The sequence below is a fragment of the Polaribacter pacificus genome (assembly GCF_038024035.1).
GTDB lineage: Bacteria > Bacteroidota > Bacteroidia > Flavobacteriales > Flavobacteriaceae > Polaribacter > Polaribacter pacificus.
On sequence record NZ_CP150664.1, the window covers coordinates 1257442 to 1270989 of the forward strand.

The following is a 13548-nucleotide window of genomic DNA, read 5'->3' on the forward strand; positions in this document are numbered from 1 at the left end:
TTTAAGTTATACTTAATTATAATGAAAACATTCAAATCTGGAAATCGCATAAATCAAGGAACTTACAAAAGCTTCCAACCCACCAAGATAAATAAACAGTGGAGAATTGATGACATGGAAGTCTTAAACCTTTTAAGTCAAGCTGACAGGCAACTCGGTAGACTCGATATGTATTCTGAGTATATTCCAAATATTGATCTATTTATAAGTATGCACGTCTTAAAAGAAGCAACGCAGTCAAATAAAATAGAAGGAACAAAAACAAACATTGAAGATGCTTTATTAGACATAGAGGATGTAAATGATGAAAAAAGAGATGATTGGGAAGAGGTGCAGAATTATATAGAAGCTTTAAATTCTGCTATAAAAAGTTTAGAAAAATTACCCTTTTCATCACGATTGATTAGAGAAACTCATAGAATACTTCTACAAGGGGTTAGAGGAAAGCACAAACTTCCTGGAGAGTATAGAAGTAGTCAAAATTGGATAGGAGGAGCAAGTATTAATGACGCTAGCTTTATTCCTCCCGTTCACTCAAGCATAAATGAGTATATGGGAGATTTAGAAAATTTCGCACATAATTCTGAATCATTTTTTCCTGACTTACTTAAAATAGCATTAATACATTATCAATTTGAAACAATCCATCCATTTTTAGATGGAAATGGAAGAGTTGGACGGTTAATGATTACGCTATATTTAGTAGAAAAAGGAATACTAAAAAAACCTATTTTATATCTTTCAGACTTTTTTGAAAGAAATAGAATTTTATATTACGATAATCTTACAAAAGTTAGAGAAAAGGATGATTTAAATCAATGGTTTAAATTTTTCTTAGTTGGAATTATAGAGACTACTAAAAGTGGTATCTATACTTTTGACAGCATTTTAAAATTACAAAAAGAAGTTGAAGTTAAACTACAAACACTAGGTAGCAGATCCCATAACGCTCAACTAATATTAAATCATCTATACCAAAAACCAATTATAGATGCTCAAAAAGTAAAGAAATTAACAAATCTTTCCTCACCATCAGTTTACAAATTGATAGATAAACTAGAGAAGCTTGAAATATTAACTGAAATAACAGGAGCAAAAAGAGGGAAAATTTATTTATTTAGAGAATATACCAAACTATTCAACTAAAATTTTTAAAATTGTGTATCTACCCCTCCCTCCAAAAATGCTAAGCACCATCATCCAAAAAATCACAGAAGCCTATTCCAATTTATCGGATGAGACCATTGCTACCTGGAAGAAAGACATAAAAATCTTAGAACTTAAAAAGGGAACTCAGTTGGTCAAAGAAGGCCAGCTAACCAACAAACTTTATTTTATCTACACTGGAAGCGCAAAAGCCTATCACCTAAAAGACGGGAAGCTCATTACAGATTGGTTTGCCTTTGACAATCAGTTTATCTGTGCAATTACTGGTTATTTTTTAAGAGCACCCAGTGAGCATTGTATTGAGCTAACAGAAGACAGTACAGTCTTAGAGTTTGAACGCGAAAAACTTACCGAGCTCTCAAACACCTACCATGATTTTGAAAGACTTACCAGAAAAGTCATCACAAAAATAATGCTTCAGCTTCAGCAGCGAGTTGTCTATTTACAATTTGCAACGGCACAAGAACGCTATGAGTTTTTATTAAAAACATACCCTAAAATAGAGCAGCAAATTTCCTTAGGAGATATTGCTTCTTATATTGGCATTACCCAAGAAACCTTAAGTCGATTACGAGCAAAGAAATAGTCGAATTTGATTTACATCAAAAGTTTTGTCCCTTTTTATGAAGAGTTTTGTGTGCACACACAAAATCATAATGTATGGACATCAAAGAAAATTGGCAGCTGATTAAAAATCATTTTAACATGAGTTTTAAAACAAGCCTCTGCGTTTCTATAGCCTCTGTAGACCAAGACCACATGCCAACCGTTACGCCTATTGGAACCCTGTTTTTAAACTCAGACCAAACGGCTTTTTACTTTGAAAAATTTCCGAAAAAAATCCCAGAAAATGCAAAGACAAATAAAAACATCTGTGTTTTAGGCGTCAATAGCAGTAAGTGGTTTTGGATTAAAGCGCTGTACAAACTTCGGTTTAGTGCCTATCCTGCAATTAGACTTTATGGGGAGTTGGGCGAAAAAAGAAAAGCAACGGCTTTAGAGATTTCGAGACTCAACAGACGAATGCGAAGAACCAAAGGTCTAAAAGGGAACAGCTACTTATGGGGAGACATGCAGTTTGTTAGAGAAATACATTTTACAAAAGCAGAGGGCGTACGTATTGGAAAAATGTCAGAAACAAAATAGGCTACCATGAATCTTAAAAAGCTTCACTTCTTCTCAGGGGTCACTATTTCTATATTTGTTGGTTTGCATTTGGTCAATCATGCATATGCCTTGTTGGGAGCCAAAGCACATATTGAATTGATGACCCATCTAAGGCTTATTTACAGAAATAAACTTGCAGAAACCCTATTGCTTTTAGCCGTTGGTCTTCAAATTTTTTCAGGGATAAGACTGTTCTTACAAAAACGGAAATTGGTAGTTGCTTTTTTTGATACACTTCAAATCTGGACTGGGTTGTACCTAGGCGTATTTTTACTCTTTCATATCATTGCCATTTTTGTAGGTCGATATTTTTTAGAACTCGACACCAATATCTATTTTGGTGTTGCCGGACTCAACAGCTTTCCTTTTAATTTGTTTTTTATCCCTTATTATGGACTTGCAATCATTTCATTTTTTGGGCACCTCTCAGCAGTTCATTCAAAAAAAATGAAAAACAAGCTCTTTGGATTTTCTCCAAACAAACAATCTTATGGGATCTTTATTTTTGGACTCGTTCTCAGTTTGGTTATCCTCTTTGGTCTGACCAATGGATTTCAAGGATTTGATATCCCAAGGGAATACCAATTAACAACTGAGATTTAAAGAACAACCCCCCGATCATCGACCACCTATCACAGACCTCCAATCACCGACCACCCATCACCCAACACTAACCCTTTTTTTTGTAATTTCCCCAGACAATTATCGACTACCCAAAGAACAAAAGACAAATAAATGTTAGATTGGAACAAAGTGATGCATTACGCCGTAAAAGGCAACCCAGCACCTACGCAGCGGATTGAAAAATCTGAAGAAGAATGGCGTGAACTTTTAACGGACGAAGAATTTCGGATTACACGACTAAAAGGTACAGAAAGAGCCTTTACCGGAGAACATTGCACCAGCTATACCAGTGGGGTGTATCAGTGTACCTGTTGCAAGACACCACTCTTTGACAGCAGCATTAAATTTGACTCTAGCTCTGGATGGCCTAGCTTTACGCAGCCTATTACAGAAAATGCTGTAAAGTATACCAAAGATACTAGTCATGGAATGATTAGAGTAGAGATTTTATGCAATAGCTGTGATGCACATTTAGGGCATATTTTCCCGGATGGACCTGCCCCTAGCGGGCTTCGCTTTTGTGTAAACTCATTATCCATACAATTAGAAGACAATCATGAATAAGACACAGACAGCTACTTTTGGCGGCGGATGTTTTTGGTGTACTGAGGCCGTTTTTCAAGAGGTAAAAGGCGTACTAAATGTGGTTTCTGGCTACAGTGGAGGTACCGTACCGGGCAGACCTACTTACAGGGAAATCTGCTCTGGACTTACTGGGCATGCCGAGGTGGTTCAGATAACTTTTGATTCGACTGTGGTTTCTTTTGAAACCTTGGTTTTAATTTTTATGACCACACACAACCCCACCACCTTAAACCAACAAGGCGCAGATAGAGGCACTCAATACCGATCAGTTATTTTTTATGAGGATGAGCAGCAGGCTGAAATTGCAAAAAACATGCTTTTGCAAGTAGCACCGTATTACTCGGATGCTATTGTCACCGAGGTTTCACCCCTAAAAGAGTTTTTTGAAGCAGAGCAAGAGCATCAAGATTTTTATATAGAGAATCAAGAAGCGCAGTATTGTACCTATGTAATCAACCCGAAGTTGGCAAAACTAAGACAGTTGCACGCAGACAAATTAAAAAAATAAATAAGTTTTGTAAGTAAAGACATTTACCTACGACCAAAAAAGCGATAAGAATTTCTTATCATTCTTTTTCATAGCAATTTTCCCGCTTCAATTTTTTTGGAGCGGGTTTATTTTTATCTAACTTGCCAAGGTTGTAAAAATCTTGAAGTTTGAAAAAAATTGTCATTTCTGTCACCAATGATCTCGCCACAGACCAACGAGTTCACCGAGCTTGTTTAAGCCTGCAAGAGCTTAATTACGAGGTGCTTTTAATTGGACAAAAATCAGCAAAAAGCTCTCAACTTAAAAGAAGCTATGCGTGCAAGCATTTTGAATTGGTTTTTAAAAAAGGCTTTTTCTTTTATGCAGAATACAACACCCGCCTTTTCTTCTATTTACTCTTTAACAAAGCAGATGTTTTGTTGGCCAATGATCTTGACACCCTATTGCCAAATTTTTTGGTAAGCAAGCTCAGAAAAAGTCAATTGGTGTATGACAGTCATGAATTGTTTACAGAAGTACCAGAACTCATTGACAAACCTGCTGTTAAAAAATTCTGGTTGTATTTAGAGAAATACACGCTACCCAGAGTGCAACATTGTTATACGGTTGCCCCGACCATTGCAGCGCATTACAACAACCTGTACAAGACTGATTTTAAAGTGATCCGCAACCTGCCGTTAACGCATAAAAAAAAGGATACGACTATAAAAATTGAGGCCAATGGACGCAAAATATTGCTTTATCAGGGTTCTTTAAATATTGGACGTGGTTTGGGTTTACTCATAGAAACCATGAGCTTGTTAGACAATCATTTGTTAGTGATTGCCGGCACTGGTGATGTAGAACTGCAATTAAAAGAACTAACACGCCTCTGTAAACTAGAAGACAAGGTTCTATTTTTGGGCAGGTTATCGCCAGAAGAATTAAAAAATATTACAAGCCAAGCCCAATTGGGTTTTAGCCTAGAAGATGATTTAGGGCTTAATTATCGCTATGCCTTGCCCAATAAAATCTTTGATTATATCCAGGCAGAAGTTCCAGTACTGATTTCTAATTTACCAGAGATGAGCGCTTTGATGCAGCAGTATCAGTTTGGAGAAATCCTTCAAGAAAGAACGCCTACACAATTGGCAAAGCAGATTAAAGTTGTCTTAGAGAACGATTATAGTATCGCTTTAAACAAGGCAAAAAAAGACTTGGTCTGGGAAAACGAAAAACAGCATTTTATTGCTATTTTTGAAAATCTTGACCGCTAAACTACATATCGTTTCTTTTGAAATCCCATTCCCAGCAAATTACGGTGGGGTGATTGATGTATTTTACAAGTTAAAAGCATTGCATACAGAAGGTGTTGAAATTTATTTGCATTGTTTTACGGCTGATCGAGAAAAAGCAAGCACCCTAGAGAAATACTGCAAGGAGGTTTATTATTATCAGCGAAAATCTTTAGTAATGAGCTTATTTTCTTCGTTGCCAGTATTGGTAAAAAGCAGATCAAATGTCTTACTAATCAAAAGACTTCAAGAAACCGATGCACCCATTTTATTTGAAGGATTACACACCAGTTATCCACTTAGCCAGGTAAATTTTAATCAAAAAACCTTTATTAGAGCTCACAATATAGAGCATGATTATTACCGAGGTTTGGCGGCTAGTGAAACTTCTTTATGGAAAAAGATTTTCTTTCAGTCCGAAGCAAAAAAACTAGATCGCTATGAGGCCATTTGTAACAAAGCAACGGGCATTTGCACAATTTCTCCTTTTGAACAGGATTATTTTTCTAAAAAATTTGGCACTAAAGCACAATACATTCCTGTTTTTCATGAGGCTACTAACCTTAGACACACAGAACCAAAAGGACAAACCGTTGCCTACCATGGCGACTTGCGCCTTTCTGACAATATTAAGGCGGCAAACTTTATTGTTGACTGCTATGCAGACAGCCCATACAAACTTGTGATTGGCGGGAACTCACTCCCTGCTAAAATGCAAAAAAGAATCGACGGCTTAGCCAATGTAACTTTTGTTAATATTTCTGACCCAAAAGTACTTGACAACTTGTTTAATGAGGCTCAGGTTCACGTTTTAATAACCTATCAAAAAACAGGCATTAAGCTAAAGCTCTTAAACAGTTTGCACAAGGGACGATACATTATAGCCAACAGTCCAATGATAGAAGATACAGGATTAGAAAACAACTGTCAATTAGCCAATACAAAAGAGGAGTTTTTGGCTGCAACAAAAAGAGTAATGGATCTTAACTTTTCTGAAGAAAACAGAAAAGAACGCATGGAAGCACTGAGCTCTTTTGATCCTCAAAACTCAGCTAAGAAGTTGGTAGAACTAATTTTTAAATAACGGCTTGCTGAACTACTTCAAACACCTCACCACCTTCACACTTAATGGTTTTTTGTTTAAACTTTACGATCAATGCGTAATCATGGGTAGCCATCAAAATGGTTTTACCACTTTGGTGAATCTCATTTAACAACTCCATCACCTCTAAAGAGGTTTTAGGGTCTAAGTTTCCGGTTGGCTCATCTGCTAAAATTAGTTCTGGATCGTTGAGTAAGGCTCTTGCAATGGCAACTCTTTGCTGCTCGCCACCAGACAATTCAAAAGGCTTTTTGTAGTACTTCTCTTTCATCCCTACCTTTTCTAAAACCTCGTAAATCTTGGTCTTCATTTTACCTGAATCCTTCCAACCTGTAGCTTTTAAGACAAAGATTAGATTGTCATAAATGGTTCTATCGTTAAGCAGTTTAAAATCTTGAAATACAATCCCAATCTTTCTTCTCAAAAAAGGAATGTCCTTTTCTTTAAGTGTAGGAAGATCAAAATCAACAATACTTCCCTTGCCTTTTCTGAGTAAAAGATCACCATAGAGGGTTTTCATCAAGCTGCTCTTACCACTCCCTGTTTTTCCTATCAAGTAATAAAAATCACCTTTATTTAAACGTAGGTTTACTTGAGACAGGACCAAACTGTCTCTTTGGTAGATATCTGCTTTCTCTAAATGTAAAATTGCCTCTTTCATGAAAAGTATATTTATACAAACTTATAATTTTCTTGTGATTTTATGACAAATTTAAGCATATAAATCTTTTACAATTTATACCTTTGGTATTCATACAGATTTTAATCGTTGTTATGGTAACAGACAACAAACAGAAATGAACCTGCATATTTTCAAAATAGAAAAACAATAAAGATGATGACTCACATTTTTAGAAAACAGATACTGGTACTAGCTTTCTTTCTTTCTACTTTCTTAGCTGGAGCACAACAATCAGAATACAATGTCGGCCCAGAAAGCGCTTTTATCAAGGCAAACAAACTCTATACAGAAAAAGCCTATGCCGCTGCTCAGAATCGCTTTAAAAGCTTAAGCAAGCAAGACAATGCGCCCCAAGAAATTAAAGAAAACTCGGCCTATTTTGCTGCCATTTGCGCACTTGAACTCAATCAGGAAGATGCAGAAAAACAAGTGCTGAATTTTGTACAAAACTACCCACAAAGTGCTAAAAAAGATTTGGCTTTATTAGACTTAGGGAACAGTCATTTTAATGAAAATGAGTTAAAAGAGGCTCTAGATTGGTATCAAAAAATTAAAGCGAGTAAGCTATCCAAAGAAAAACAAGACGAGTTAACTTTTAACCGTTCTTATGCTTTGATGATGACAGATGAACTAGAAGATTCTAAAAATGGATTCTCTACCCTACTTAGCCACCCTAGCTATGGAAAAGAAGCTAGCTATTATTTTGGATTTATTGCCTACAAGCAAAAAGACTATACCACTGCCGAAGTTTATTTGTCTGAAGCCTCTAAAGAGCAATCGTATGAAGGCGAAGCTTCTTATTACCTTTTAGACATTAGCTTTAAAAATGCACAGTTTGAAAAAAGTGTTTCATTAGGAAAAGCGCTATTAAATAAAGCCACTGAAAAAGATGTTTCTGAGGTTTCTAAAATTGTTGGTGAGAGTTATTTTAACCTAAAAAGATACAAGGATGCCATTCCTTACCTAACTGCCTACAAAGGAAAGTCTGGAAAATGGAACAATACTGATTTTTACCAATTAGGTTATGCCTATTATCAGCAAAAAGACTATCAGAATGCGGTAAAAAACTTTACTAAAATTATTAGTAGTACCGATGCAGTTTCGCAAAATGCATACTACCATCTTGGGGAATGTTACCTCTACTTAAATCAGAAATCTGAGGCTTTAAATGCATTTAAAAATGCAAGCGAAATGAGCTTTGATGCTAAAATTAAGGAGGATGCTTTTTTAAACTATGCAAAACTGAGTTATGAACAAGGAAACCCCTACAAGAGTGTTGCCTTGGTTTTACAAGATTTTTTAGCGGCCTATCCGCAATCTCCATACTACAAAGAAATTAACACCTTAGTTGTTACCTCTTATATCTACCAACAAGACTATCAAGGAGCCTTGGACTATATGGCAAAGAAGAGAACCATGGAAAACATTGTGCTTAGCAAGGATGTTTCGTTTTATAGAGGTGTACAGCTTTTTAATGAAAACAAACTAAAACAAGCCTATAGTTACTTTAGTACGGCAACCAGCTCTACTGATCTTGCCATTAAAGCAGCTGCAAAGTACTGGAAGGCAGAAACAGATTATCAATTAGGGAATTATAAAGATGCCCTAGAAGGTTATATCAGTTTTAAATCTGATAGAAATGCAAAAACACTAGATGAGTTTGCCAAGGTTAATTACAGTATCGCCTATGGTTATTTTAAATTAAAAAACTATGCAAAAGCCATCTCGTTTTTCCAAGAGTTTTTAAAGACCACAAACAAAAGCAATGCCTTGTATGACGATGCCAATATTCGCTTAGGAGATTGTTATTTCGTTACAAAAAACTACCAAAATGCGATCAATGCGTATCAAACTGTCATTCAGAAGAAAGGTGTTGGAGCAGATTACGCACAGTATCAAAAAGGAATGAGTTTTGGATTTATCGGTCAAAATAATACTAAAATCACCAATTTATTAGCCGTTGCTTCTCAGTATTCAAGTTCTAATTTACAGGATGATGCATTGTTCCAAACTGCAAGTACGTACGCCCTTTTAAAGAACAATCAAAAAGCACATCAGACTTATAATCGTCTAATCAAAGAGCATCCAAAAAGCTCTTATATTGCCAGTGCACTTTTACGTCAAGGATTGTTGTTTTACAATGACAACCAACCAGATGCTGCCCTAGAAAAATACAAGAGTATTGTAAAGATCTATCCTGCAACCAGTGAAGCCAAACAAGCGGTTAGCAATGCAAGAAATGTCTATGTAGACTTAGGACAGGTTGATGCCTATGCTGCTTGGGTTAAAAACATCAGTTTTGTTAACGTAACCAATGCAGACTTAGACAATACCACCTATGAAGCTGCAGAAAACAAATTTGTTGCCAATGACAATGCAAAAGCCATTGAAGGTTTTGAAAAATACATCTCGAGTTTCCCTGAAGGCTTGCATGCCTTACAAGCGCATTTTTACCTTGCTCAATCATTGCTAAACACAGACAATCCAGAAAAAGCAAGTACACATTACCAATATGTTATTTCTAAAAACCAGAGTGAGTTTAGTGAAGAAGCTCTTAACAAATTAGCTCAAATTTATTTAGAAAATGAAAATTGGTCAGCAGCCATGCCATTGCTTTCTCGTTTAGAACAGGAAGCCAATTATGCTCAAAATATTTTGTTTGCTCAAAGTAATTTGATGAAAGGCTATTATCAAGATGATCAATTTAAAAAGGCAACTGACTATGCAGAAAAGGTGCTTCAGAATGACAAGCTAGCTAGCAATGTAGAGTTTGATGCAAAAATCATCATCGCTCGTGTGGCTTTTAAAACTGATGACCTAACAACTGCAGAAAACTACTACAAAGAAGTAGAGGCTAAAGCCAATGGAGAGTTAAAAGCTGAGGCGCTTTATTACAGTGCTTATTTTAAAAACACCAAGAAAGATTACGCAGGTTCTAACAGCATAGTTCAGCAATTGATTGCCGACTACTCTTCTTATAAATATTGGGGTGTAAAAAGTTATGTGATCATGGCTAAAAATTACTATGCCTTAAAAGACGCCTACCAGGCGACCTATATTTTAGAGAACATTATCAAAAACTTTTCACAGTATGATGATGTAATTGTAGAAGCTCAAAAAGAACTAGATAGAATCAAGGCTTTAGAGGCTAAAACCAATGATTCTGTTAATCCAAAAAATTAATTTAAGAAGATTTTACTATGCAAAAATCACTAAGCATAACCGCATTTCTATTGATGAGTACTCTTGCATTTTCGCAGCAGACTAAAACAGTAGCAAAGGACACCATTAAAACAGAAGTTGTCAATGTAATAAGCTCATACAGCCCAAGCATTTCGGATGCCTTTAAAATTAAGAACAACCCTAATATAAAGCTCAGCGCTAAAACGCAAAAGAAAACAGTTAGATACGAAATCTATTCTGCACCAGTTGCATCGACCTTTTCACCTAAAACCGGTGCTGTAAAAGCCTTGGAAATGAGTGTAAGAGAGCTGGCGTATAAAAATTATCTTGCTGCTGGTTTTGGAAACAATACCACCGTTTTTTTAGAGGCCTTTTTACAACACAGTACGCGCCCAGATAACGAGTTTGGTTTGTACACAAATTTTAATTCATCAGAAGGAAACATAGACAATATTGTCTTAGACAATAATTATTCTAACCTGCATTTAGGAACCTATTACAAGCAGGCTTATACCAAAATGAACCTAGAGTTAGGTGCTGATTTTAAAAGAGATCAGTACAATTGGTATGGACTTCCTGCAAGCATCCCTTTTAACGCTGCAACCATCAACGCGATTGATGAAGCTCAGGTGTATACTAATTTTGATCTAAGTGCCAATTTTGATTTTCAAGATTCGAACCTTAAAAACACAGACCTGTTATTATCGTATTTTACCGATGACTACAACAGCAAGGAACTTCGATTATCAGCAGCTCCTCAATGGCAATTTTCGCTGAATAAAATCAATGAAAACTTAACAGATCTAACCTTAGATGTAACTCTTGATTACCTAACCGGTTCTACGGATCAAACCTACGGATCAGTAGCAAAAAGAGAGCACGGATTTTTTACCATGGGTCTTGCTCCAAAATACTATTTAAACTACAATGATCTAGAAGTAAAACTTGGGGCCAAAGCCTACTTAGCATCTGATTTAGAAAACAAAAGCAATCAGTTTTTTATCTATCCTGATGTTCAGATAAGCTATCCTTTGATGGAAGATTATATTTCTATGTACGTGGGTGCAGGTGGTGATTTAAAAACCAATTCATATAAAGGTTTTGCAGAAGAAAATCGTTTTATTTCTCCAACCCAAATGATTACTCAAACCAACGAAAAGTATAGTGTTTTTGGTGGGTTTAATGGAAAGATTACCCCAGTAGTTGGATATCATATTAAAGCCAGTTACCACAACGAAGAAGACAAGGCTTTGTTTATTAGAAACAATAGCAAATCTAACGGAACTGCCGCAGCAGCTTTAAAAGGATATGAATACGGAAATTCTTTTTCTGTAATTTATGACGATGTTAAAACTTTTAGCTTATTTGGTCAAGTTTCTTTTAACCTAAGCAAAGACCTTCAGCTTGGTGTACAAGGAACCTTAAATTCTTTTGATTTAAGTACAGAAAGTACCGCTTGGAATTTGCCAAAATTAACAGGTGAAATCTTTGGAAATTATACTAGCGATAAATGGTATGCCGGCACCAATATTTACTATGCAAGAAAACAATATGATGTTACCTATGCTGCAACATATCCTTCTGCAAGAACTGGGGCTCAAACGCTAAAATCATATATCGATGTTAATCTAAATGGAGGTTATTACATCAATAAAAAATTTACGGCTTTTGTAAAAATCAACAACCTTTTAAACAGCGATTATGCAAGACAAGCTAATTTTAATGTTCAAGGTTTTCAGGTCTTAGGAGGTGTGAGTTATAAATTCGATTTCTAAAGAGCAGCTTATCTAATTGAATTTTAGTAGCTTTATAACTTTATAAAACTAACCAACTCTAATGAAAACACCTAAGCTACTACTTTTAAGTTTTATTGTTCTTCTGGCTGCATGCAAGGAAAACAAAGAAACTCCGAAAGCAAACTCTGCCCTATCTGAAAATGAAAAGGTTGATGCTGCAAACATCAAATCAATTTTTAACACTGCCCTTACCCAAGGAAAATCATACGAATGGCTTAGAGAGCTAACTACTGATATTGGTGGGAGAATGTCTGGATCACCAGAGGCTGCCAAGGCTGTACTTTGGGGAGAACAGGTAATGAAAGATGCGGGATTGGATTCTGTATGGCTGCAACCTGCCATGGTTCCACATTGGATTCGAGGAGAAAAAGAAGTTGCCAATTATATTGTTGATGGAAAAAAAATAGACATTGCTCTTACTGCTCTTGGGGGTTCTATTGCCACACCAAAAGAAGGAATTACCGCTGAAGTAATCGAAGTAAAAAGCATAGAAGAAGCAGAAAAATTAGGTGAAAAACTACGTGGAAAAATCGTATTTTTTAACCGCCCATTTGACGATACACTTATCAATACGTTTAGTGCTTATGGAGGTTGTGTTGATCAGCGCGTAAACGGTGCTGCTACAGCCGGTAAATATGGTGCCAAGGCTGTGCTGGTTAGATCTATGACCAGTAAAATTGATGACTATCCACATACTGGAACTATGCGCTATGGCGATATCCCAGAAAGTCAGTACATCCCTACTGCAGCTATCAGTACGATTGCAGCAGAGCGGTTAAGCATTCATTTAAAAGAACAGACAAAAATTAAAGTATACTTTAAACAAAGCTGTAAAAACTTACCAAAGACAAAATCGTTTAATGTTATAGGACAGATTACAGGTACAGAAAACCCAGAAAAAGTATTGGTCGTAGGTGGTCATTTAGATTCTTGGGATCTTGGAGACGGTGCCCATGATGACGGAACCGGAATTGTTCAATCTTTAGAGGTATTGCACCTGTTTAAAACAAACAATATTAAACCAAAAAACACCATCCGTGTGGTTTTCTTTATGGATGAAGAACAAGGGGGTGGTGGTGCTGATGCCTATGCAAAAGCTGTTAAAACATCAAAAGAGATCCATATTGGAGCCATAGAATCTGATGCAGGTGGACATACACCAAGAGGGTTTACTATTGATGCCAATCCAGAAAATACTGAGCTTTTAAAAAGCTGGAAAAAACTACTAGCGCCTTATGGCTTGCACGATATTACCAAAGGTGGTAGTGGAGCAGATATTTCTCCGTTAAAATCAGAAGCTGTTACCTTGGTTGGATACAGACCAGATAGTCAACGTTATTTTGATTATCACCATGCCGCTACTGATACCTTTGACAAGGTAAACAAAAGAGAGCTAGAATTAGGTAGTGCATCTATGGCAAGCTTAATTTATCTAATGGATAAATATTTATATAGCAACAGCCCAATCAAACCTTAAT

The 13548-nt window shown here is 36.1% G+C and carries 12 protein-coding genes; 11 read left to right on the forward strand and 1 reads right to left on the reverse strand.

Annotated features, from left to right (window positions below):
* Nucleotides 1-21 precede the first annotated feature (21 nt).
* From WHC90_RS05730 to WHC90_RS05765, 8 genes are all read left to right on the forward strand, one after another.
* Nucleotides 22-1146, forward strand: coding sequence for a Fic family protein (locus tag WHC90_RS05730; RefSeq protein ID WP_188597525.1), 1125 nt, complete (start codon nucleotides 22-24; stop codon nucleotides 1144-1146).
* Nucleotides 1147-1159: 13 nt separating this feature from the next.
* Entirely contained in the window at nucleotides 1160-1753 is a 594-nt protein-coding gene (locus WHC90_RS05735; RefSeq protein WP_188597526.1) for a Crp/Fnr family transcriptional regulator, read from the forward strand.
* A 74-nt stretch (nucleotides 1754-1827) separates the two neighbouring features.
* Entirely contained in the window at nucleotides 1828-2313 is a 486-nt protein-coding gene (locus tag WHC90_RS05740) for a hypothetical protein (RefSeq protein WP_188597527.1), read from the forward strand.
* A gap of 6 nt (nucleotides 2314-2319) precedes the next feature.
* The gene (locus WHC90_RS05745) at nucleotides 2320-2937 is read left to right on the forward strand and encodes a hypothetical protein (RefSeq protein ID WP_188597528.1); all 618 of its coding nucleotides are present in this window, start codon (nucleotides 2320-2322) and stop codon (nucleotides 2935-2937) included.
* Between the two features lie 132 nt (nucleotides 2938-3069).
* Nucleotides 3070-3522 (forward strand): peptide-methionine (R)-S-oxide reductase MsrB, encoded by a 453-nt coding sequence (gene msrB / locus WHC90_RS05750; protein ID WP_188597529.1) that lies wholly within the window; start codon nucleotides 3070-3072, stop codon nucleotides 3520-3522.
* Nucleotides 3515-4051: a peptide-methionine (S)-S-oxide reductase MsrA gene (msrA, locus tag WHC90_RS05755; RefSeq protein ID WP_188597530.1), complete on the forward strand. Its 537-nt coding sequence runs from the start codon at nucleotides 3515-3517 to the stop codon at nucleotides 4049-4051. The genes msrB and msrA overlap by 8 nt, the downstream gene beginning before the upstream one ends.
* A gap of 149 nt (nucleotides 4052-4200) precedes the next feature.
* On the forward strand, nucleotides 4201-5289 hold the full coding sequence (locus WHC90_RS05760; protein ID WP_188597531.1) for a glycosyltransferase: 1089 nt from the start codon (nucleotides 4201-4203) through the stop codon (nucleotides 5287-5289).
* Nucleotides 5279-6391, forward strand: a complete 1113-nt coding sequence (locus tag WHC90_RS05765; protein WP_188597532.1) for a glycosyltransferase family 1 protein — start codon at nucleotides 5279-5281, stop codon at nucleotides 6389-6391. The genes WHC90_RS05760 and WHC90_RS05765 overlap by 11 nt, the downstream gene beginning before the upstream one ends.
* On the opposite strand, the gene WHC90_RS05770 is transcribed toward WHC90_RS05765, so the two are convergent.
* Nucleotides 6384-7070 carry a cell division ATP-binding protein FtsE gene (locus tag WHC90_RS05770; protein ID WP_188597533.1) on the reverse strand — a complete coding sequence of 229 codons (687 nt, stop codon included), beginning with the start codon at nucleotides 7068-7070 and terminating at the stop codon, nucleotides 6384-6386. The genes WHC90_RS05765 and WHC90_RS05770 overlap by 8 nt on opposite strands.
* 174 nt (nucleotides 7071-7244) lie before the next feature.
* Here WHC90_RS05770 and WHC90_RS05775 point away from each other — a divergent pair, with 174 nt between their 5' ends.
* The 3 genes from WHC90_RS05775 to WHC90_RS05785 all read left to right on the forward strand — a co-directional run bounded on the left by WHC90_RS05775 (nucleotide 7245) and on the right by WHC90_RS05785 (nucleotide 13547).
* Entirely contained in the window at nucleotides 7245-10274 is a 3030-nt protein-coding gene (locus WHC90_RS05775; RefSeq protein WP_229664871.1) for a tetratricopeptide repeat protein, read from the forward strand.
* Nucleotides 10275-10291: 17 nt separating this feature from the next.
* Nucleotides 10292-12049: a TonB-dependent receptor gene (locus WHC90_RS05780; protein ID WP_188597534.1), complete on the forward strand. Its 1758-nt coding sequence runs from the start codon at nucleotides 10292-10294 to the stop codon at nucleotides 12047-12049.
* A gap of 61 nt (nucleotides 12050-12110) precedes the next feature.
* A complete protein-coding gene (locus tag WHC90_RS05785) occupies nucleotides 12111-13547 on the forward strand; it encodes a M20/M25/M40 family metallo-hydrolase (RefSeq protein ID WP_188597535.1) in 1437 nt (478 codons plus the stop codon).
* Nucleotide 13548: the final 1 nt, after the last annotated feature.

Excerpts from the sequence above, each read along its gene's own strand:
- WHC90_RS05770 (WP_188597533.1), bottom strand. The coding sequence starts at position 7,070 with ATGAAAGAGGCAATTTTACATTTAGAGAAAGCAGATATCTACCAAAGA.
- WHC90_RS05730 (WP_188597525.1), top strand. The coding sequence starts at position 22 with ATGAAAACATTCAAATCTGGAAATCGCATAAATCAAGGAACTTACAAA.
- WHC90_RS05740 (WP_188597527.1), top strand. The coding sequence starts at position 1,828 with ATGGACATCAAAGAAAATTGGCAGCTGATTAAAAATCATTTTAACATG.
- msrA (WP_188597530.1), top strand. The coding sequence starts at position 3,515 with ATGAATAAGACACAGACAGCTACTTTTGGCGGCGGATGTTTTTGGTGT.
- WHC90_RS05780 (WP_188597534.1), top strand. The coding sequence starts at position 10,292 with ATGCAAAAATCACTAAGCATAACCGCATTTCTATTGATGAGTACTCTT.
- WHC90_RS05745 (WP_188597528.1), top strand. The coding sequence starts at position 2,320 with ATGAATCTTAAAAAGCTTCACTTCTTCTCAGGGGTCACTATTTCTATA.
- WHC90_RS05775 (WP_229664871.1), top strand. The coding sequence starts at position 7,245 with ATGATGACTCACATTTTTAGAAAACAGATACTGGTACTAGCTTTCTTT.
- msrB (WP_188597529.1), top strand. The coding sequence starts at position 3,070 with ATGTTAGATTGGAACAAAGTGATGCATTACGCCGTAAAAGGCAACCCA.
- WHC90_RS05785 (WP_188597535.1), top strand. The coding sequence starts at position 12,111 with ATGAAAACACCTAAGCTACTACTTTTAAGTTTTATTGTTCTTCTGGCT.